The sequence below is a fragment of the Nitrosospira sp. NpAV genome (genome assembly GCF_000832065.1).
Lineage (GTDB): Bacteria > Pseudomonadota > Gammaproteobacteria > Burkholderiales > Nitrosomonadaceae > Nitrosospira.
The window spans coordinates 213,476-234,979 of the sequence record NZ_JXQM01000003.1; the positions used below are offsets into that span (position 1 = coordinate 213,476).

The following is a 21,504-nucleotide window of genomic DNA, read 5'->3' on the forward strand; positions in this document are numbered from 1 at the left end:
ACACGCCGCTTTGACCGACTAGATCGTCTCAAGCTATGTCAGGAATGCAACCCTTAACAAGCTTGATGCATTTTCACGTGTAGTAACCGCTGCGCACATGCGTAATGCCATCCGTGCCGCTGATTGCGTAGCGATCAGCTCGGTCACTTCACACATGGGGAGAATTTCCATGAACTTCAGCATATTGTTCACGATATGCCGGTATCTGATGCCATCTGGATTGCTTATTTTGGCAATCTGCTGCACGTCTGTAGCAACCGCGGGCAATACTTTTTCCGGCGCACTGCCAGCCGGTGACCCCGATTATTCTCTTTCATCGCTGCCGGAAGAAAAGAGCGACCTCACTTTGCGCAGTGCCGCGCGTATCGCATTGTTGCGTAACCCCGAGCTGGCAGCTTTCGCCAAAGAAATTCGTGCCCTAAAGGGCGCGACGCTACAGGCCGGGCTGCTGCCGAATCCCGACGTGATCATTATGGCTGAGAATGCTGGGAATCTTCAGAAGGTGAATAACGCCCCGGGTACGCCCATCAAGGAAGTGGAACAGCAAGACACAACGATTCGGATCAATCAATTGATTGAGCTCGGTGGAAAACGTGCCGCACGGGTTAAAGCGGCATCGCTTGGCGAGGAGCTAGCGGGTCAAGCCTACGAAACCAGGCGAGTGGAACTTATTGCTCAAGTGGCAAACGTGTTTACCGACGTGCTTGCGGGACAAGAACAGTTACGGCTCGCGGAAGAAAGCCAGCAGTTGGCGCAGAGAGTGGTTAACACGGTTGCCAAGCGCGTTCAGGCCGGCAAAGTGCCGCCCATTGAAGAGACCAAGGTCGAAGTCGCGTTCTCGGCCACGGAAATCGCCCTGGTACAAGCACAGCGCGATCTGGCAACAGCGCGCAAACGGCTGGCTCTGCTGTGGGGCAGTTCTGCTCCGCAATTTAACAGGGCGCTGGGAAACCTTGAATTATTAGTTACCCTACCGAGTTTTGAAGTGCTTGCGGAACGCGCACTCGCCAGTCCCATGGCGCTGCGCGCCATCAAAAATATAGAGCAGCGTAAAGCACTACTGGAAGTAGAACAAACTCGGCGCATACCCAATCTCACCGTTGTCGCCGGGGTCCTGAACCACTCGCAAACTGGAGGTACGACCGCTGTGGCTGGCATTTCCATACCGCTACAGATATTCGACCGTAATCAGGGCAACCTGCGCGAAGCCCATGAACGCATGGATAAGGCAATGGATGAACAGATGGCCACCGAGTTGCGGCTCAAAACCGAGCTGACCCAGGCTTATGAAGCTTTATCGGCTGCACAGAATGAAATTCGCATATTGCGAGACAACATACTGCCCAAGGCGAGAAATGCCTTCGAAGTCACCAACAAAGGCTACGAGCTAGGCAGGTTCGGTTTTCTGGAAGTGCTGGACGGACAGCGTACCCTATTTCAGAACCAGATCTTATATGTGCGTGCGCTTGCAAATTATCAGCGCTTGGTCAACGAAATTGAACGGTTGATTGCAGCTCCCATCGATGGCGTATTGAATCCTCCTGTCATTAATGGCAATGCTGCGGATATCGATCTCAGGAGCGGATTGTGAATAAAGGGAATAAAGGCCAAACAATATTAATAATCATTGTTATCACAATTGGAGTTGTGCTGGGGGGGCTCATTCTTACCTGGGATAAAGCTGCCCCACCAGCAACGACGCACAGTGGTCATGATAAGGCTGACTCGTCCCATGCGCCGCACGACGATCATGACGAAGCTCACTCATCCAGCCATGCGCACGGACATGCTGAAGCCGAGGATACGCCAACAGCGGATAAAAATATGGAGCGTGAGCCAAGCAAAGGCCCTAAAGGGGGAAAACTATTCACTACCGACGGGTTTGGCGTAGAGATTACTATCTTCGAGAAAGGGGTACCGCCCCAGTTGCGGCTCTACCTCTATGAAAATGGCAAGCCACTTCCTCCCGCCGCCGCCAGAGTCACCGTCACACTATCGCGTCTCGGTGCCCCGGCGCAGGTATTTAGTTTCAAACCCGAGGCCGGCTATCTGCTCGGCGACCAAGTGGTGGAGGAGCCTCACTCTTTCGATATGGCAATTGCCGCCGAACACAAGAGTAGAACTTTTCGCTGGGGTTACAGCCAGATCGAGGCGCGCGTGGAAATGCCTGATGAAGTGCTGAAGGGTATTGGTGTGGAAATACGCACTGCCAGTCCAGCCACGATCAGACCCACACTCAAGTTGCCAGGCGAGATCGGGTTTGACGAGCATACCATCGTCCAAGTCGTGCCGCGTGTACCAGGGATAGTGACTTCTGTCCATCGCCATCATGGCCAGCACGTAAAGGAAGGAGAGGTCCTTGCTGTCATCGATAGCCAAATACTGGCTGAAATGCGCGCACAGTTCCTCGCAGCGCAAAAACGCTTGTCCTTGGCGCAGATTACCTTTGAACGAGAGAAGCAGCTGTGGGAGGAAAAGATCTCCGCCAAACAAGACTATCTGGCAGCGCAGCAGGCCATGACTGAAGCTGCCATCGCCTCGGATCTCGCTTTAGTCAAACTGCGCACGCTTGGAGTCCCCTCCGGGGCGACTCGCCAAAGAGGTGACCTGGCCCGATATGAGATCCGCGCCCCGATTTCCGGACTCATCACTGCCAAAGCGATAGCCCAAGGCCAGACGCTTAAAGAGGATGCGCCCATCTTTACCATAGCCGATGTATCGACCGTATGGGCACAAATTACAGTTTATGCGAAAGATCTGGATAAGCTTAAGCTCGGGGAGAAGGCCCTTGTCAGAGCAACCGCAATTGATGTCGAGGGCGAAGGCACTATCTCCTACATCAGCACGCTTATCGGCGCACAGACTCGCAGTGCCACCGCACGGGTGGTGCTCGATAACCCGGATGGACAATGGCGCCCCGGCATGTTTGTCACTGCGGAGCTCGTGACGGAGGAAATTGAGGTGCCGGTTGCCGTCTCCGTGGAGGCGATACAGACATTGCATGATTGGTCAGTGGTATTCGGCCGCTACGGGCAATACTTCGAAGCGCGCCCCCTAAAACTGGGGCGCAGTGATGGCAGACTGGTTGAAGTGGTCCACGGACTTTCCGCCGGGGAACAGTACGCGGCAGGAAACAGCTTTGCTATCAAAGCCGAACTCGGCAAGGCCGGCGCATCCCATGATCATTGAGAATCATGCTGGCTATCCGAAAGATCCCCGTCAATGAAGCGTCCATCGAAGAGAAGACCATGATAGAACGTATTTTACGCATATCCATACAGCGCCCCGGATTCGTCCTGGGCGCGGTGCTGGCGATGGCTGGATTGGGGGTTTACAGTTACCACAGGCTGCCCATCGACGCGGTTCCGGATATTACCAATGTGCAAGTGCAAATCAATACACAGGCGCCCGGTTATTCGCCGGTGGAAGCCGAGCAGCGCGTAACCTTTCCAATCGAAACGGTTATGGCCGGCCTTCCCCATCTCCACCACACCCGCTCCATCTCGCGCTACGGACTGTCCCAGGTAACTGTCATTTTCGATGACGGCACGGATATTTATTTCGCCCGGCAATTGGTGGATCAGCGGATTCAGGAAGCACAGGGTAGCCTGCCTGCCGGAATTGTGCCCACAATGGGCCCAATTTCCACCGGCCTGGGGGAAATCTTCATGTGGACCGTCGATGCCGCGGAAGACGCGAAGAAGCCTGATGGCACGGCGTATACCATCACGGATCTGCGTGAAATCCAAGACTGGATCATCCGGCCCCAACTACGCATGGTGAGAGGCGTCACCGAAATCAATGCGATCGGCGGTTACGTTAAGCAATATCACGTGACGCCTTATCCCGAGAAACTGCTCTCGTTCGGTCTGACACTGCAAGAGGTCGTCCTCGCTCTAGAACGCAACAATCTGAATGTCGGTGCCGGTTACATCGAAAAAAGCGGTGAGCAATATCTGGTCCGGGTACCCGGACAAGTGACGAACCTGGACGAGATTGCCGACATCATTCTGGGGAATCGCCAAGGGGTGCCCATACGCGTCAAGGATGTTGCAGACGTAATTATCGGCAAGGAACTGCGCAACGGCGCCGCCACGCAGAATGGCGAAGAAGTCATACTGGGCACCGCACACATGCTGATCGGTGAAAACAGCCGTGCCGTGTCCAGGGCCGTCGCTGACAAATTAACGGAGATTAATCGTACCTTGCCCGAGGGGGTGGTGGCCACTGCCGTATATGATCGCACCAGCCTGGTCGACAAATCCATTCGAACCGTTGCCACCAATCTATTCGAAGGCGCCACGCTGGTCATCGTGGTGTTGTTCCTGTTTCTGGGTAATTTGCGCGCAGCGCTCATTGCCGCGCTGGTCATCCCGCTTTCCATGCTGTTCACTTTCAGCGGCATGGTCGCCAATCATGTCAGCGCCAACCTGATGAGCCTGGGGGCACTCGATTTTGGCATCATCGTGGATGGCGCCATCGTCATTATTGAAAACAGCATCCGGCGGCTCGCCCATGAGCAGGCAAGGCTGGGGCGGGAATTAACCTCCGCTGAGCGTTTTTCAGTAGTCTTCGACGCATCCAGGGAAGCGCGGAAGGTATTGATTTATGGGGAGCTGATTATCATGGTGGTCTACCTCCCCATCTTCGCGCTCTCGGGAGTGGAAGGAAAAATGTTTCATCCCATGGCTTTCACCGTGGTGATCGCGCTACTGGGGGCGATGATTCTGTCCGTGACGTTTGTTCCGGCCGCGATTGCGCTCTTTCTATCGGGGAAGGTCGCGGAAAAAGAAAGTTCCGCCGTGACATGGGCCAAAAAAGTTTACGTGCCCGCACTTGGCGCCGCCATGCGCAACAAGGCGCTGACCGTCACGCTTGCCGTGGTGATTGTGGTGCTGTCCGGCCTGCTGACGACCCGCATGGGCAGCGAGTTTGTACCCAGCCTGAACGAGGGGGATATCGCGCTCCATGCGATACGCATTGTCGGCACAAATCTGACCACGTCCATCGAGATGCAGAACGAAGTGGAAAAAAAGATCAAGGCATTCCCAGAGGTGGACAGAACCTTCTCCAAGATTGGCGTCGCCCAGATTGCAACAGACCCCATGCCGCCAAGCGTGGCGGATATCTTCGTCATTCTTAAGCCAGAATCGGAATGGCCGGGGCCGCACCATACCAAGCCGGAGCTGGTGGCTGCAATGGAACAGGCTGTGCGGCAGATACCCGGTAACAACTACGAGTTCACCCAGCCAATACAGATGCGCTTCAACGAACTGCTGTCAGGTGTGCGCACGGATGTGGCGGTAAAGGTGTTCGGTGATGACATGGATACGTTGCTCGCCTTAGCGGAGCAGATCGAGAAAATTCTCGCTACCGTCCCGGGTGCCGCGGATGTACGAATCGAACAGATTACGGGACTTCCGGTACTTTCCGTACAAATGGATCGCGCCAGGATGGCGCGCTATGGCCTGAACGCAGTGGATGTGCAAGACGCCATCACCATCGGTATTGGTGGAAGAATCGCCGGTACTATTTACGAGGGTGACCGCCGTTTCGAGTTACAGGTGCGGCTCCCCGAGTCCCTGCGCGGCGACATCGAGACACTGGGACGTTTGCCGATCCGACTGCCCGATACGAGCATGGGCAACACGGCAGCTGCTCCGAATGTTTTTGGTTATGTCCTGTTAAGCGAGGTGGCTGATCTGGAAATTGTCCAAGCTCCCAATCAGGTAAGCCGCGAAAATGGCAAACGCAGGGTGGTGGTCACCGCGAACGTGCGCGGCCGGGATCTTGGTTCCTTCGTCAACGAAGCGGAAACACTCATCGCGGAAGAAGTGCAAATTCCCTCCGGATACTGGGTAACATGGGGAGGGCAATTTGAGCAGCTGATTTCCGCCGCACAACGCCTCAAGATTGTCATTCCGCTCGCTCTGGGACTGATTCTCGTTCTGCTTTATACGATGTTCGGCAATTTCCGGGACGGATTGCTGATGTTTACCGGCGTTCCGTTTGCCCTCAGCGGCGGGGTTGTGGCATTGTGGTTGCGCGACATTCCCCTCTCTATTTCCGCCGCGGTAGGATTTATCGCGCTATCGGGAGTAGCAGTGTTGAATGGCTTGGTGATGCTGGCATTTATCCGTGATCTTCGGGAGAAAGGATTAACGCTCGATGACGCCATTCAAACCGGCACGCTCACCCGGCTGCGGCCGGTACTGATGACGGCATTGGTAGCGGCAATCGGCTTCATCCCCATGGCCTTGGCCACAAGTACGGGGGCGGAGGTGCAACGCCCGCTCGCAACAGTAGTGATAGGCGGCATTCTTTCCTCCACCGCACTGACGCTGCTGGTATTGCCGGTACTGTACCGGCTGGTTCATGGACGAGATGCTTCGAATAAGGATACATCGGTAAGTCCTGAAACAACGAAGATACTATAGTAATGACAATATCCATGTCGTACTTTGGGCAGTGCTGGCCTGCAACCTGGCCTGCACGTCACCACCGGATGCTGATCAGTGCTGTTCCTCCGTGGCTTTTGCCGAGGATTCTTCGGTAGACACCCGGTCCACCTCGCGTCCGTTGATGGGATAGCTATTGGCAGGGCCGACGAAAGGCTGGATCAGCATGCGATCGAGCCGCTCCCAAGCCGGCTCACGGAACAGATTGATGCCAATGGTCATCCCTTCATGGCCATCTCGGGGCTGGTCTTTATAAGTGCCCAGCAACCGATCCCACCAAGGCAGATTGAATCCGAAGTTGGAGTTTGTCTCGTTAGGGTGCCAGGAATGGTGGACGCGGTGCATGTCAGGCGTTACCACCAGCCAGCGCAGAACTCTGTCGAAGAGTGGGGGGATGCGCACATTGCCATGATTGAACAACGAGGTTGCATTGAGTAATACCTCAAAAATCAGCACTGCAAGCGCTGGCGCTCCGAGAGCGGTTACGACCATCAGCTTGATGCCCATGGAGAGTACGATCTCGATCGGATGAAAACGTACTCCAGTGGTCACATCAAAATCGAGGTCGGCATGATGCATCCGATGCAACCGCCAGAGCGAGGGTACAGCGTGGAATAACACATGCTGAAGGTAAATGGCAAAGTCGAGGACCACCACAGCAATCAACACCGTCATCCATTCTGGAAGGACGAAAACATTCAACAGGCCCCAGCCGCCCTCTTCGCCCAACAATGCAACGCCGATGGCGGCTGTTGGGAATACGATTCGGAGCACCAGTGTATTCAGCGCCGCAATGCCGAGATTGCTCGGCCAGCGCTTGAGCCGCGGAAAACTCCGCTTACGCCGCGGCACCCACGCTTCCAGCAGACCGACAGCGGCGAGGATCGCGAAAAAAAAGCCCAGCCTGACAACGGGTTCAGCCCCTAGAATAGTTTCGGCCACCCTTGTTCTCCCAACGCGGTTGCGCAGCTGCAGTCAGTGCTCATTCATTCCAATGACCCTGGCCACCCGCACGGGTGCGGAAGTGCGACATCTGCTGGCAACAGTGGTGATTGGCAGCATCCTCTCATCCACCGCTGGTGCCGCTTGTTAACGGTGCTGTACCGGTGAACCCCCGGCAAGGATAATTTAATGGCACACCCGCCTGAACATTCATCGCCGGAGTGATCAACAGGATATGCGCAGCTCGCTCACGGCGCGGCCAATCCTGCGTCGCAGAAGAGTACGCAATGTTGCGCCATCAGCATAACCGACCTGAGCTGCGATCAGATCAATGCTGTCGCTGCTCGTCCTCAAAAGATGTAATGCACGCTCGACCCGAAGATCCTGAAAATAGGAAAGCGGAGTTTTACCCAGTACGGCCCGCAGGCGACGGGAAAGCGTTCTCTCGCTCGTACCCGCCGCGCTGGCTGCATCGCTGAGTGAGAAGCCATCGGCTAATCTCAGTCGCGCCCACTGCTCGAACCGTTCAACGAGAGGGTCCTCATGCGCGAGATGGTCGGGAATCGCAAAAATTGCCTGCGATGGGCGTGGTTCGATTACGAGAAAGCGGGCTGTTAATGCCGCGAGCGCCGGACTGCTGCGCCTCACAAGCCATAGTGCGAGATCGATATGCGCAAGCGCGGCACCGGCGGTGACAAAACGGGACGAGTTTACTACCATGCGGGACTCTTCCAGCCTTACAAGTGGATAAAGCTCTCGAAACATGGGGGCAAGCCACCATGAGGTAGTAGCGCTCTGCCCATTGAGAAGCAAAGTGTTTGCGAGAACAAATGTTCCAGTGCATGCGGCCCCCACCAGAACACCACTGTCAGACCACTGCCGCAAAAGCTTGCCGGCATCCGCCACATCTCGGCGCTGAAGCGCCGCTCGCAGCGTTTCAGGCATTTTTGCCCCGAGTGCGGGAATCAATACGGCGTCCGGGTACGCGCATCGGCTGGCCGGTACCACAGGCACCGATAATCCCTGACTGGTCCGCACGTGGCGGCGTACACCAATAATGGTTATCTCGAAATGGGTTGAAAAAGCATTGTTGGCGCCCGCGAGGTCATTCGCAACGCTCAGGGTATCGAGAATAGTCGATAAGCCGATGTCAAACACTTCATCAAGCGCGAGAACGTGGATACGCATGGCGAGAATTATATCAAATTTGTCAATCTTGCCACTAGGCAAAACCTTATGACCTCTCTAAAGTCTACTCCTCGTCGCTCAACTTCAAAAGGAGGAAACTATCATGGTAAAAGTTGCGTTGTTGGTACGATTACAAGCCAAACCAGGAAAAGAAGCGGATGTCATCCGTTTTCTCGAGCAGGGACTTGCACTGGCGAATGCGGAAACTACCACACCGGTCTGGTTCGCGCTACAGTTAGGCCCTTCGACTTTCGGTATTTTCGACGCATTCACCGACGATGCCGGACGATCAGCGCATTTGGCTGGCCCCATCGCTGCGGCATTGATGGCCAATGCGGCCGATCTATTCGCCGAAGCCCCACAGATCGAGCATGTGGATGTACTTGGCGCAAAACTTGCCAGCTAGGAATTTACTGGCTACAAATACCGGATAGTCTATTGCGCGAATGAGAATGGGGTTCCTGAGATGCCCTGAAATAACTTGGATTATCTCTTCTCTCGACGTGGCGTAGTAACGATGGCTATCCGGTTGCGAAACTGGCAACGGATAACAGCACGGCTGGAAAACCTTTGGGTCGCGTATGCAGAACGGACAGCCCTGAATCCTTCAGCCGGCAACCGGCTTCAAAATCGCTAAAAATCTACCCGCACCCCGTCGCATTCTCGCTTAGCAACTATATTATATTGTACGATAAGTTCGGCAAAGAGCCGTTCGCGTGCGAGCCCGTCGCCCCTCCTTCCTTAGAAATGGACTCTACTCCTTCCCGCTCCTGGATTTGGGTTAAAATATCTTTTCAACTTTTTCGCACATCTTTTCATGAAAAAACCCCGCGTTCCGCATCGCACAAAATCCCCACGCGTGGTTCAGGAGCTTTCCAGATTGGCATCGGGACTTGCTGCTTCCGGCAGCCGCATTGAGGATGCGTTCTGGGAGAATCGGCTTGCGGCAAAGATAAACGCACAATTACGCACCGGCGACGATCAAAACCTCGAAGCGGCGCTGGATCAACTTTATGACTCCAATGCTGTAGGTTACGGCGAATTCATTTATGCCATCGAAGCAGCGATCGAATGCAGCACATTGATGCGGGAAGGCGTTGGTCATGACGTGCTGATGTTTGCAGCACCTGTGCTGACCTGGTCGCGTTTCTCAATTCCTTCCGGCCTGATATCCGAGCCGGTGCTTGCCAATCTCCGGGAGCAGTTGCAGGCCCATGTACTGGCGAAAGAGGTGCAATTCGTGTTGGCGGATTGCCTGTTCAGCCCCGACCAGCTTCCACGCGGCTATCACCTCACGCATGAACTTGCCAGCAAGCTGTGGACGGCCACAATGGCGGGAGAACGGGATCTGCATATGAATCCACGCCAACTGGCTGAAACGGGGCGTTTTCTGTCCGATACCCGTTACCTCCTTGGTGCGATTGCGGTTCAGCAAGGAAAACCCATGTTCCGGTGGCAGGAAGCCGAAAGAGCCGGCATGGACAAGAGTACCGACGCCAATTCGCCTGGTGTAAAGTTTTCCAAGCAGGAGATACTGCTTGCATGGCAGACTCATGGTACCGAAGCCCTTCGGCCGCTATTTCAAGGTTGCGCGTTCGAACTATTAATACCCGATGGCTTTTTTTCGGCATGGCGCATGGCGGATCGCCTTGCCCGGCCCTATTCCACGCATGCCACCATCGATTTTCTGCAATCAACGTTGAATGTTTCCGCAAACAGGTTGCGTGCGGTGGTCGCGCCCTTTTACGACCAATGGCTGGAAGAATACCGTATAAGCTTTATGCTCAAAGATCGCGATGAAGTCCTCTATGGCATCGTCTGGGCGCTCGTGGGCGACGAAGACGAAAACAGCGACACCGTGACGCAAATCGAAACGACGCTGAGGGAATGCGGTATCACGCATACGACAGTGCTGGATAATCGTTTCCTTCTGGAATATTGCGAGGAGTGCGGCGCACCGTTGTTTCCAAATCCGGAGGGTGAAGTGGTACATGCCGAATTTCCCGATGAAGGAGAAGTTGCGCCAGTACATCTACATTGAAACGTTTGCTGAAATAGCATTAATTGGCTTGCCGGACGGCAATGTCCAAACCTGCGGCGGAATTACAAACCTGGAGAGGTGAAAAACAACCCCGCAATCGGGCTAATGCGGAACAGTTCAATCATTCTAAATCCGGTAGCTGGGCGGAATACGGTATTTTGAGTGCAGGGCAAGGTGCAACGACGCGGAATGATCGTTCCATTCCAGGCGTTGCAATACAAGCATGTACCACAAAAACCGTACAATTCACCCGTAGCGGCCTCACTTGAAAAGCGAGATCAAATAATCCGAAATATCGCTATCAATCTTAACACTGATCTATTAGTCTTAACTCTGATCTATTAAGTAGGCGGTCGACTATCACCAGATAGAATTACAGTTATTTTAATCTGTCATATCGGGCGTTATTCATGAAATTGAATAGCCTTTTGCAGCATTAACCGACATAATCGTTTCATCATCAACCGTAAACCGTATCGACATTTTTATGAAGTTTCTTTTTGATCTCTTTCCGGTTATTCTGTTTTTTATCACTTTCAAGATCTATGGAATCTACGCCGCCACTGCTGTAGCCATTGTCGCCACTTTTGCACAAATCGGCTGGGTGTGGTTTCGCCATCGCAAGGTTGAAACCATGCTTTGGGTAAGCCTCGTTATCATCGTGATCTTCGGCAGCGCGACATTGATATTGCAGGATGAAACATTCATCAAATGGAAACCGTCCGTGCTCTACTGGCTGTTCGCGGGTGCGCTGCTGCTGGCCCACGCAGTTTTCAAGAAGAATTTGATACGTGTCATGATGAAAGAGCAAATTGCACTTCCGGAACCCATATGGGCCCGCCTCAATGCCAGTTGGGCAGCATTTTTTGCATTGATGGGTGGGGCCAATCTCTATGTGGCTTTTAATTATTCCACTGAAACCTGGGTCAATTTCAAGCTGTTCGGATTCATGGGGCTGATGCTTGTATTTGTCGTAGCACAAGGATTGATGCTGGGAAAGTATATGGAAGACAAAGAGGATAAAGAAGCATGATGCTCTATGCGATAAGCGGTGAAGATATTCCGGATAGCCTGGAAAAACGATTGCTGGTACGTACCGCACACCTGGAACGCCTCAATGAGTTGCGGCGGGAGGGGCGTCTTGTTCTGGCGGGACCATACCCGGCGATTGATAGCCCCGACCCCGGCCCCGCCGGGTTCTCGGGCAGCCTCATCGTAGCGGAATTCGAATCACTCGAAGCAGCGCGCACCTGGGCGGAAACCGATCCTTATGCCACGTCGGGTGTATATGCAAAGCTGACGGTCAAGCCATTCAAGAAAGTTTTGCCATAGGCATGGTAAGCACCATCGAGTTAATCAGACAAAAGCTGGCTGTTCTTAACCCGCAGCAGATTCAGATCCTGGATGAGAGCGCCAGGCATGCGGGACATGAGGGTGCTAAAAGTGGTGGCGGACATTACTTGCTCACTATTGTCTCACGCGAATTTCTCGGCAAATCCACTCTGGCCCGGCACCGCTTGGTCTATACCGTGTTGAAAGAGATGATGCATAAGGATATTCACGCGCTGAGCGTAAAAGCGTATACTCCAGAAGAAATTTGATTCGATTCAATCCACTGACAAGGAAAACCCTATGCGTGTTATGAAATTCGCTCAACTGACGGTGCTTGGCATTTCCGGTTTGATTGCCGTAACGGCTGTTCAGGCCCAATCCAACTCACCCATGGCCAAGGTAAATGGCGTATCCATTCCCCAATCGCGTCTTGAATTTATAGTGAAGGCGCGTGCCGCCCAAGGTCAAGCCGATAGTCCCGAAACCAGGAAGACCTTGCGTGAGGATCTCATAACCGAGGAAGTCATAGCCCAGGAAGCATTAAAGAAAGGTCTTGATAAAGACCCGGATTTCGTTTCTCAACTTGAAATTGCCCGTCTGACCGCATTGGTGAGGGCATATCAAATCGATTATGTGAAGAGCCACCCGGTCAGCGACGAAGAACTGAAGCAAGAATATGAATCACTGAAAACCCAGATGGGCGACAAAGAATACAAGGCCCATCACATCCTGGTGGCTACCGAGGCGGAAGCAAAGGATATCATCGCGCGTATCAAGAAAGGCGGCAAGTTTGACAAGATTGCGCAGGAAAAATCTATTGATTCCGGCAGCAAAGCTAAAGGTGGCGAGCTCGACTGGAGTCCCGCCGCCAGCTATGTCCAACCCTTTGCCGAAGCCTTGACGAAAATGACTAAGGGTCAGCTTACCGAGCAACCCGTGAAAACTCCCTTTGGCTGGCACGTCATCCGCCTGGATGACATACGGCCATTGAAAATTCCGCCATTCGAAGAAATAAAGCAAAATCTGGCACAGCGGGTATTACAACGGCAGTTTGCAACTTTTGTTGGCGACCTCCGCGCCAAGGCGAAAATCGAATAGCTCTAAATTCGGAGTCCGGAAAAAAGGCGGTCGGTCAGACCGCCTTTTTTTGTTACGCTACTACGTTACTATTTGCATGCGCGACGCCAGGGCGCACAGCAACTCATAACTCACCGTACCCGCCGACTCGGCTACCTCATCCACGGGCAGCCCCTTTCCCCAGAGCGTTACCCGACTGCCTACGCCAGCATCTTCAATTCCACTCAAATCCACATTCAGCATATCCATGGATACGCGCCCGATGAGCCGGGCACGCCTGCCGTGCACCAGCACCGGAGTACCGGCGGGGGCGTGGCGTGGGTAGCCGTCGGCATAGCCGCCGGCTACAATACCGGTACGCATCGGCCGGTCGGCACAAAACATGTGGCCATACCCCACTCCCTCTCCAGACTTAAGGGTTTGCACGGCAATAATTTTGCTCGATATTGTCATTGCCGGATGCAAATCCAGTTCCCCAGCGGTTTTATCGGGGAATGGCGAAGCTCCATAAAGCATGATACCGGGCCGCACCCAATCGGCATGCGTTTCGGGATAACGCAGGATAGCGGCGGAGTTGGCCAGCGAGCGCGGCAGATTCCGCGCTTCGGCAACAGCATTGAAGCGTTGTAACTGCGCGGCAACGCTCTCCTTTCCGCCGGACTCATCCGCGCGGGCAAAATGGGTCATGAGCGTAATCTGGCCAACAGCGGGATTGGCTTTCAATGTTTCCAGCGCAGCGGGGAATTGATCAAGCGTGAAGCCCAAGCGGTTCATACCGGTATTAAGCTTCAGAAATACATTCAGGCTGCCGCGCGGCCTGTATGCTGATAACATCGCCAGCTGCTCATGATGATGGACTACGGTGCTTAAATGGTATTGTTCGATCCATGCCAGCTCCTCTATGGAAAAGAAGCCTTCGAGCAGCAGAATAGTTTGGCGATAGCCCGCTTCCCGCAAACGAACGGCAGCGTCAATCTCGAGCATCGCGAAGCCCTCCGCGCGCTTCAGCGCATCGGCCGCGCGCAGCAGCCCATGACCATATGCATCAGCCTTGATGACCGCCATGACACGCGAACGAGGAGCATAACGGCGAACTACAGATAGATTATGTTCGATTGCGGCGAGATCGATCAGCGCCTGGATAGGACGCGACATCAGTTTTCAGAATACAAGGGAAATTTAATCATCCTGAAACAGTGGGTTTCAATTGGTTGCGTAAACGGTTTCATGGTATAAACTTTTTCCCCAAAATAAGCCTGGATGACCATTGTATAATCTCACGCCTAACAACGAGAAAGTTTTGGGAGGGAGAGTAGGGTGAAACGCGGATTTTATACCATCATGGCAGCGCAGTTCTTTTCTTCGCTCGCGGACAATGCGCTGCTGGTCATTGCCATTGCACTTCTGATAGAACTGCATGCGCCCGCATATCTCACCCCGATGCTCAAGTTTGTATTCGTTTTATTCTATGTAATTCTCGCTCCTTTCGTTGGTGCTTTTGCCGATTCCATGCCCAAGGGACGGGTGATGCTCATTAGCAATTCAATCAAGATCGTTGGCTGCAGTCTGCTTTTCCTGGCTTCGCATCAGTATTTTGCCCTCGCCGCCTATGCAATCGTGGGGCTGGGTGCCGCCGCATATTCCCCCGCAAAATACGGGATACTGACCGAATTGCTTCCTCCCGAGAAGCTGGTCATTGCCAATGGCTGGATCGAAGGACTCACCGTAGCTTCCATTGTGCTGGGCACGGTATTGGGCGGACTATTGATAACACCTGCAATCTCCGCCATATTTCTAGGATTCGACTTCCCCTTCATCGATACCGGCGTGGATACCATACCTGAAGCAGGTATTCTACTAGTCGCCGTTTTTTATAGTACCGCGGCCATCTTCAATCTATACATACCCAACACCGGTGTGGATCACCGCATCCTCAAGAAGAATCCGATATTCCTGGTGCACGAGTTTGGACACTGTATGAAATTGCTATGGACAGACAAGCTCGGGCAGATTTCACTCGCCGTCACCACCTTGTTCTGGGGCGCGGGTGCAACGCTGCAATTTATCGTATTGAAATGGGCCGACGCGGCACTTGGCTATCCGTTAAATAAAGCGGCACAATTGCAAGGCGTGGTCGCCGTGGGAATCGCGATAGGTGCGGTGGTTGCGGCGCGGCTGGTGTCGCTGCGGCAGTCCGTGAAAGTTATCCCCCTTGGGATCGCCATGGGTGTCGTGGTGATGGCCATGATTCTGGCGCGTGACCTGTGGATTGCAATCGTGCTTCTCATGCTGATAGGCGGACTGGCGGGATTTTTTGTGGTCCCAATGAACGCCCTGCTGCAGCACCGCGGGCACATCCTGATGGGGGCTGGTCACTCCATTGCGGTCCAGAATTTCAATGAAAACCTAAGTATTCTCGCCATGCTGGCGGTGTATGCGGTACTGGTAAGCTTCAACGTGCATGTTTACACCGTTATTATTCTGTTCGGTCTATTTGTAGCGGTGATCATGGCCCTGATACGTCAGTGGCATCTGCATAACCAGAGCATTGAAGACTCGCTCCATCTGATCGGGGCTCACAAGGGACATTAACCCAAATACTGCTACAAAATAACCGGTGTATCGGGCAGTTCATTTTCCCTTCCTTCCGGTCCTTTCTCTGCCCGGAAATGCGTTCGCAGGTGGCTGCCTACGGCGCCGATTCCAGCGACCACCCCTGATTCAAAATGACCCTGACGAAAAGCCGTTTCCATTTCGCGGCAGATTTTTTCCCACTCTTCAGCACTGACTTTGACATTAATACCTCGGTCGGCAATGATCTCAACGTCGCGGTCCGCCAGCAGCAGGTAAACCAGCACACCGTTGTTATGTTCAGTATCCCACACACGGAGTTGGGAAAACAACTCCACCGCCCGCTCCCTCGCCGACTGATCTCTAAGCAGGGGCAAGGTATCCAACGCTGCTTCCACCGCAAAGCAGACTTCGCCCTCATGGCCGATTTCCGACCGCTTGATGGCTTGTTCGATGGCTGCCAGGGAAGCATGCGAAAATAGACGCCGTACCACCGCACGACCCGTAAGCAAATGCCGCAGTATGCGTGCGAAATTCATTTACCACCTCCCCGATGCGCCACCACCGCCAAATCCACCCCCTCCTCCTCCAAAGCCGCCTCCACCCCCAAACCCGCCTCCGCCGCCCATCCCGCCAAATCCGCCGCCCGGAGGCCAGCCACCCCGCCCTCCTCTGGCAATTCCCCCACCCGCGTTACCAAACAGGCTCATCAAGAACGCGAGGAAAGCGATGACCAAGGCAGCGATTATCGAAGAAAAAATGAGCCAGCCGAGGAACCCTCCCGCTGCACTCATTATGGCGGCGGCGATGAAACGTCCAAACATGGATTGCAGTATTCTGCCGGCTACGACAAGTCCTACAAGAATAAAGAAAATATTGTCCAGAACACCGCCCATTCCCGCCGGAGCGCCATTGCCGTGCCGGGATTGCGGCGGGGGTAACGATTCTCCTGCAATTACCCCTGTTATTTTCTCGATTCCCGCGTCGATACCCCCCGCGAAATCTCCCTGTCGGAGCCTGGGAAGCATTATTTCTTCGATGATACGCTTCGCCACGGCATCCGGCAGCGCACCCTCCAGTCCATAGCCTACCTCGATCCGCAACGCTTTGTCATGCTTCGCAATGACCAGCAGAATGCCGTCATCCACGCCTTTGCGGCCAAGCTTCCAGGCCTCGGCAACACGAATCGAATACTGCTCGACAGTTTCAGGATGCGTAGTGGGAATGATCAGCACTGCGATCTGGCTCCCCCTCTCTGCCTCCAACGCAGCCAGCTTCTGTTCCAATCGCGCGGTTTGATTCACGGTGAGTGTGCCGGTCAGATCGGTGACACGGGACTTGAGAGGCGGAACCGCTACTTCCGCCGCCGATAAAGAGGCGGCAAGAAGCAAGACAATTAACGTGAGAACTCTTCCCCAAGCTCGAATCATAATCCCAAATCTCTTAGCGGATCATTGCGCAAAACTGAAAGATGAGCGATCAACTGTTGGGTTCAGGATAATGGCACTATTTCGCTGGCGATGGTGTGCTGAAATCCACCTTGGGGGCGGAGGAAATTTCTTTCTCATTCTCCACGGCAAAGCCGGGCTTCACCTGGTAGCCGAAAACCATTGCCGTAAGATTGCTGGGAAATGAGCGCACCACCACGTTGTATTCCTGGACCGCCTTGATGTAACGGTTGCGGGCCACCGTGATACGGTTTTCGGTACCTTCCAGTTGTGCCTGCAATTCACGGAAATTAGCATCCGATTTAAGTTGCGGATAATTCTCCGCCACCACCAGCAAACGCGACAGCGCGCTCGACAATTCCCCCTGAGCACTTTGAAATTTGGCTAATGCTTCCGGATCGTTGATCAGCTCTGGTGTAGCCTGGATGCTACCCACTTTGGAGCGGGCATTGGTCACACCCAACAATACATCTTTCTCCTGTGCGGCAAAACCCTTCACCACGTTTACAAGGTTGGGAACCAGATCGGCACGGCGCTGATACTGGTTCAGAACTTCCGACCAGCCGGCCCTGATCTGTTCATCGGTGGACTGCAAGGTATTGTAGCCACAGCCACTTAAGGTAAGAGTAAGGAGCAACGTCAGCGACAACAGCAAATTATGCATGGCATTCTTCCTGAAAGAATTTGATTTGAGGAATCTACGATCAAGTTCCCCGGGTTTGCCAGCAGCTTGACCCATAAACGGAACTATTCCGGGACCCTTTACGATATGTTGGGGTTAAACCTCAAATTGCAAGGGAATCGGGAATCACCCACTGCGGGCGCTTTCCAAACCTTGCATGATACTTCTGGCAAAGCATAAATCTTCCCAAGCTTTCGCCTTGTCCGCAAGCGTTCGCAACAGATAGGCTGGATGGTACGTGACGATAACGGGAATGCCGGAATGCTCGTGCAGTCTCCCGCGCAAACTGGCAATGGCCGCATCGGTATGCAGCAGATTCTGCGCAGCGACTTTTCCCAGCGCAATGATGAGCTTGGGTTTGATCAACTCGATTTGCCGCTCAAGATAAGGCGCGCACTGCCCTGCCTCATCGGGATGGGGGTTTCTGTTGCCCGGTGGACGGCATTTCACGATATTGGCGATATAAACATCCCGGCCGCGCGTCAGATTGATTGCCGCCAGCATATTATCCAATAATTTCCCGGAAGGCCCGACGAAGGGCTCCCCCTTGGCGTCCTCCTCGGCACCCGGCCCTTCGCCTATGCATAGCCAGTCGGCATTTTTGGCGCCCACGCCAAACACCGTGCGGGAACGAGACCGGCATAGCGGACACGCAACGCAACCCTCAACGCTTGTCTTAAGCTCATCCCAGCCCATCCGCAGGATTTTCGAACGCCGCTCTTCCGCCGCGTCGGCAGGGTGGCTGACAGCCTGTTCGCTGAACTCGACCTGCGCAGCAGAATCTTCCCCGGAAGTTCTAGCACGCCACAATGGTGTCAAACCCAGCTCCTTGAGTATTTCGTTGCGCCTTGCACGCCTGGAGCGGGCATCCGCAGTCACAACATCAGCTCCATGACTATGGAGTCCTCACGTCCGCCCATCGCGGGATAGTAATCCCGGCGTTTGCCGATTTGCCTGAATCCCATCCGCTCATACAGGCGAGCGGCCACACGATTGGACTCTCGCACATCCAGAAACATCGAGCGCGCGCGCTGGTCCCTGGCAATGCAGATAAAATGCCGCAGCAATCTCTCGCCCCAACCCTTCCGTTGTGAGCCCGCGGCGACGCTAAGCGTCAGTAAATGGGCTTCTTCGGGTCCAATAATCATTACACCATAGCCAAAAAGATGTCCATTCTGCTCCAGCACCATGCAGTGATAGCCGGAGTCGATCGAATCACCGAAATTGCCGCGCGTCCAGGGGAAAAGAAAAACTTCCCGTTCGATTGCCACAACCTCGTCCAGGTCTGACATAAACATTCGCCTGATTTGGGGCATTTCCTGCAATTGAGCGCTCATCGTTCCTTTTCCTTCAAAGCCACTTTATTACGCACATAAAGTGGCGCGGCATCAGCGGGATCAATACCCAGTCCCTTCGCAAATCTCGGCACAGCCAGTTGAATCATGTAGCTCGCATGAGGCCGGAGATCGCCAATGATGCGATGGATACAATCGTCATAGCGGCTGCGTAACGCCTCGCCATATATGGAAAAACCGCTGCCGCAACCAATCCAGCCGCTTCCGCGCACTAATGGCGCCTGCTGTGGCGAACATAGCGTTGGCTCCCTAACCGGTTGCCACTCATCGGCCATTTTTGTATAGGCGGCATGATAAATCTCACTCATGCGCGCATCGAGCGCCGCAATTACATTATCTCCTCCCGCCGCCGCCGCCATTGCTTCCAATGTGCATATACCCATTACCGGCAGATCCGCGCCAAAAGCCAACCCTTGCGCCACTCCGCAAGCAATGCGCAAACCTGTGAAAGAGCCTGGTCCAGCACCAAAGGCAATACCATCCAATTGAGCCAGCGTCAGCCCGGCTTCGCCCAGCATCTGCCTCAGCATCGGCAAAATCAGTTCCGAATGCCGCTGTTTCGCGAGAACCTCCCGGCTGAGTATTTCGCCATCCAGCAAGACTGCAATCGAACAGTACTCGGTAGAAGTATCAAGAGCGAGAATTTTCAAAGGAGCTGAATCGAATGAGTAGGAAGGATTATAATAGGGCCGAAACAACACCCTTTCCGGCAGAAACTTATGTCGAGAATACATTGTCCATTATTACGGCAATGTTACTTTAACATCATCTCAGGGAGGAGTCATGAGCATCACGTGGATACTCGTTGCAAACGCAAGCGCAGCCTATCTCTATGCAAATTACGGACCCAATAAAGGGCTGCAAAAGCTCAAAGAATTCAAGCATGATGCCAGCAGGGAAAAAGGACAAGATCTGGTTTCCGACCGCCCCGGACACAACAAAAGTCACGGCAATGGCCGGGGCGCCTACATCCCCGCCACGGATCCAAAACAAAATCAGGCCCAGAACTTTGCCCTTCAGTTAGCGCGGGAACTGGAGCAAGGGCGTACAACCAACAGTTATCAGCGTCTGATTCTAGTGGTATCAGCCCCATTTATTGGACTCGTCAACGGGAGCCTGGGAAGCCATGTGCGTACCCTGGTAAGCGACACTTTCGAAAAGGATTACACCAGAGCCAGCGAAAAGAACCTGACCAGGCATCTGGAAAGCTGTATTTATCTCTGATACCGCCACCATTCTAAAGAACCGCTGAATAAGTCCTCGGATTGCCGGCAATGCGCGTACAAAGAATAAATGGATTAACAGAGCATACCAAGAGAGGACTTATTCCAAGGTTTCCTAGCTTTTCAACGGCCAGCGGCCCATCGGTGTATAAACCGGTCCGTCGCCGGTCTGTTCCGATTTAACCAGCATCCACTCACGTACCCGCCAGGTTATGGGCTCCGCCAATTCGGGTAACGATTGGCACAAAGCATCCCTCATTAACGTCACATGGGGTTTATAAGCGCGCTGCTCCAACGAAAATCCAGCAGCGGACAGCGCATCCGTTAAAGTGCTCACCAGATTTATAAGTCCCTGGGGAATCTCGACTGTTGACGCATAAACGATGCGGTTGCGTTTCCAGTGGCGAATTTTTTCCAAGGCAAAATCAAATGCGCACGCACTGGAATCCTTAATTTCGTCGGCCACCCGGCACAGCGCACCCAGCTTGCTGGCATCCACTTCCCCCACAAACACCAGTGTAAGATGAATATTCTCTGCTTTGGTTTCCCGCCCGCTACAGAGTGCCGCCTCTCGCAGTTGCTCCGCCAAACCTGCCAGTTGCTTCCGCACCCCATCATCCGGCCATATTGCAAAGAAAACTCGGAGTGTTTCTGTTTTGATACCCGGATTCCCCTCAGTGGTCCGCATCATCCATGCGGGTGATGAGGCATACCACCTCCGCCTCTATTCCCTCGCCTCTGCCAATAGGACCCAGATGCTCAGCGGTTTTGGCCTTGACGTTGACATCGCCGGTCCGCATGCGAAGATCCTGTGCGATGTGGGTCACCATAGCGGGAATATGCGGCGCCATTTTTGGTGCCTGCGCTATGATTGTGGCATCTATATTCATTACCCTGTAATGATGCTCCGCCAGCAAGCGGGAAACATTTTGCAATAGCACGCGGCTATCGATGTTCTTATAACGTGGATCGGTATCCGAAAAGTGCCGGCCGATATCGCCCAACGCCGCTGCCCCCAGCAACGCGTCGCAGATCGCATGCAGTAACACGTCGGCATCGGAATGCCCAAACAGACCTTTTTCGTAGGGAATGGTCACGCCGCCGATGATAAGTTTACGGCCTTCGACCAGCTGGTGCACATCAAAACCCTGTCCAATTCTAACCATACTTACTCTTTTCTCTCTCTT

22 protein-coding genes are annotated in these 21,504 nt (G+C 53.8%); 11 read left to right on the top strand and 11 right to left on the bottom strand.

The genetic code is table 11. The features are described 5' to 3' along the window. The first annotated feature begins 169 nt into the window (after positions 1–169). From SQ11_RS03365 to SQ11_RS03375, 3 genes are read left to right on the top strand one after another with little or no spacing between them, the layout of a single operon-like run. On the top strand, positions 170–1,591 hold the full coding sequence (locus SQ11_RS03365; protein ID WP_052493956.1) for a TolC family protein: 1,422 nt from the start codon (positions 170–172) through the stop codon (positions 1,589–1,591). Continuing rightward, on the top strand, positions 1,588–3,189 hold the full coding sequence (locus SQ11_RS03370; RefSeq protein WP_041512713.1) for an efflux RND transporter periplasmic adaptor subunit: 1,602 nt from the start codon (positions 1,588–1,590) through the stop codon (positions 3,187–3,189). Before SQ11_RS03365 ends, SQ11_RS03370 begins: the two co-directional genes overlap by 4 nt. 59 nt (positions 3,190–3,248) lie before the next feature. After that, a complete protein-coding gene (locus tag SQ11_RS03375) occupies positions 3,249–6,437 on the top strand; it encodes an efflux RND transporter permease subunit (RefSeq protein WP_041512883.1) in 3,189 nt (1,062 codons plus the stop codon). A gap of 75 nt (positions 6,438–6,512) precedes the next feature. Here the strand turns inward: SQ11_RS03375 and SQ11_RS03380 are convergent, their stop codons facing one another. Then, positions 6,513–7,400 (bottom strand): sterol desaturase family protein, encoded by an 888-nt coding sequence (locus tag SQ11_RS03380; RefSeq protein ID WP_041512714.1) that lies wholly within the window; start codon positions 7,398–7,400, stop codon positions 6,513–6,515. 225 nt (positions 7,401–7,625) lie between these two features. After that, positions 7,626–8,588 (bottom strand): GlxA family transcriptional regulator, encoded by a 963-nt coding sequence (locus tag SQ11_RS03385; RefSeq protein ID WP_041512884.1) that lies wholly within the window; start codon positions 8,586–8,588, stop codon positions 7,626–7,628. A gap of 103 nt (positions 8,589–8,691) precedes the next feature. Between SQ11_RS03385 and SQ11_RS03390 the strand changes: the two genes are divergently transcribed. From SQ11_RS03390 to SQ11_RS03415, 6 genes are all read left to right on the top strand, one after another. Continuing rightward, positions 8,692–8,994 carry a putative quinol monooxygenase gene (locus tag SQ11_RS03390; protein ID WP_041512715.1) on the top strand — a complete coding sequence of 101 codons (303 nt, stop codon included), beginning with the start codon at positions 8,692–8,694 and terminating at the stop codon, positions 8,992–8,994. A 411-nt stretch (positions 8,995–9,405) separates the two neighbouring features. Further along, complete coding sequence (locus SQ11_RS03395; protein ID WP_041512716.1) at positions 9,406–10,629, top strand: DUF2863 family protein; 1,224 nt, start codon at positions 9,406–9,408, stop codon at positions 10,627–10,629. 487 nt (positions 10,630–11,116) lie between these two features. Then, a complete protein-coding gene (locus tag SQ11_RS03400) occupies positions 11,117–11,662 on the top strand; it encodes a septation protein A (protein ID WP_041512717.1) in 546 nt (181 codons plus the stop codon). Further along, positions 11,662–11,961, top strand: coding sequence for a YciI family protein (locus SQ11_RS03405; RefSeq protein WP_041512885.1), 300 nt, complete (start codon positions 11,662–11,664; stop codon positions 11,959–11,961). The genes SQ11_RS03400 and SQ11_RS03405 overlap by 1 nt, the downstream gene beginning before the upstream one ends. Before the next feature lie 2 nt (positions 11,962–11,963). Then, positions 11,964–12,230 (top strand): BolA family transcriptional regulator, encoded by a 267-nt coding sequence (locus SQ11_RS03410; RefSeq protein ID WP_041512718.1) that lies wholly within the window; start codon positions 11,964–11,966, stop codon positions 12,228–12,230. 31 nt (positions 12,231–12,261) lie between these two features. Next, on the top strand, positions 12,262–13,059 hold the full coding sequence (locus SQ11_RS03415) for a peptidyl-prolyl cis-trans isomerase (RefSeq protein WP_041512719.1): 798 nt from the start codon (positions 12,262–12,264) through the stop codon (positions 13,057–13,059). A 60-nt stretch (positions 13,060–13,119) separates the two neighbouring features. On the opposite strand, the gene alr is transcribed toward SQ11_RS03415, so the two are convergent. Further along, the gene (gene alr / locus SQ11_RS03420; protein ID WP_041512720.1) at positions 13,120–14,193 is read right to left on the bottom strand and encodes an alanine racemase; all 1,074 of its coding nucleotides are present in this window, start codon (positions 14,191–14,193) and stop codon (positions 13,120–13,122) included. Between the two features lie 162 nt (positions 14,194–14,355). Between alr and lplT the strand changes: the two genes are divergently transcribed. Continuing rightward, positions 14,356–15,630 (top strand): lysophospholipid transporter LplT, encoded by a 1,275-nt coding sequence (gene lplT / locus SQ11_RS03425; protein ID WP_041512721.1) that lies wholly within the window; start codon positions 14,356–14,358, stop codon positions 15,628–15,630. Between the two features lie 11 nt (positions 15,631–15,641). On the opposite strand, the gene SQ11_RS03430 is transcribed toward lplT, so the two are convergent. From SQ11_RS03430 to tsaB, 6 genes are all read right to left on the bottom strand, one after another. Then, the gene (locus SQ11_RS03430; RefSeq protein WP_041512722.1) at positions 15,642–16,148 is read right to left on the bottom strand and encodes a TPM domain-containing protein; all 507 of its coding nucleotides are present in this window, start codon (positions 16,146–16,148) and stop codon (positions 15,642–15,644) included. Further along, entirely contained in the window at positions 16,149–17,039 is an 891-nt protein-coding gene (locus SQ11_RS03435) for a YgcG family protein (RefSeq protein ID WP_041512723.1), read from the bottom strand. A 76-nt stretch (positions 17,040–17,115) separates the two neighbouring features. Next, entirely contained in the window at positions 17,116–17,721 is a 606-nt protein-coding gene (locus SQ11_RS03440) for a LemA family protein (protein WP_041512886.1), read from the bottom strand. A gap of 144 nt (positions 17,722–17,865) precedes the next feature. After that, entirely contained in the window at positions 17,866–18,618 is a 753-nt protein-coding gene (locus tag SQ11_RS03445) for a uracil-DNA glycosylase family protein (protein ID WP_041512724.1), read from the bottom strand. Further along, a complete protein-coding gene (rimI, locus tag SQ11_RS03450) occupies positions 18,615–19,031 on the bottom strand; it encodes a ribosomal protein S18-alanine N-acetyltransferase (RefSeq protein ID WP_306463960.1) in 417 nt (138 codons plus the stop codon). The genes SQ11_RS03445 and rimI overlap by 4 nt, the downstream gene beginning before the upstream one ends. A gap of 41 nt (positions 19,032–19,072) precedes the next feature. Beyond that, positions 19,073–19,744: a tRNA (adenosine(37)-N6)-threonylcarbamoyltransferase complex dimerization subunit type 1 TsaB gene (gene tsaB / locus SQ11_RS03455; RefSeq protein ID WP_041512887.1), complete on the bottom strand. Its 672-nt coding sequence runs from the start codon at positions 19,742–19,744 to the stop codon at positions 19,073–19,075. 133 nt (positions 19,745–19,877) lie between these two features. On the opposite strand from tsaB, the gene SQ11_RS03460 reads away from it, so the two are divergent. Continuing rightward, a complete protein-coding gene (locus tag SQ11_RS03460; RefSeq protein ID WP_041512726.1) occupies positions 19,878–20,318 on the top strand; it encodes a host attachment protein in 441 nt (146 codons plus the stop codon). A gap of 114 nt (positions 20,319–20,432) precedes the next feature. Here SQ11_RS03460 and thpR read toward each other — a convergent pair whose 3' ends face one another. Then, a complete protein-coding gene (gene thpR / locus SQ11_RS03465) occupies positions 20,433–21,008 on the bottom strand; it encodes an RNA 2',3'-cyclic phosphodiesterase (protein ID WP_306463961.1) in 576 nt (191 codons plus the stop codon). Continuing rightward, entirely contained in the window at positions 20,992–21,483 is a 492-nt protein-coding gene (gene ispF / locus SQ11_RS03470) for a 2-C-methyl-D-erythritol 2,4-cyclodiphosphate synthase (protein ID WP_041512727.1), read from the bottom strand. The genes thpR and ispF overlap by 17 nt, the downstream gene beginning before the upstream one ends. Positions 21,484–21,504: the final 21 nt, after the last annotated feature.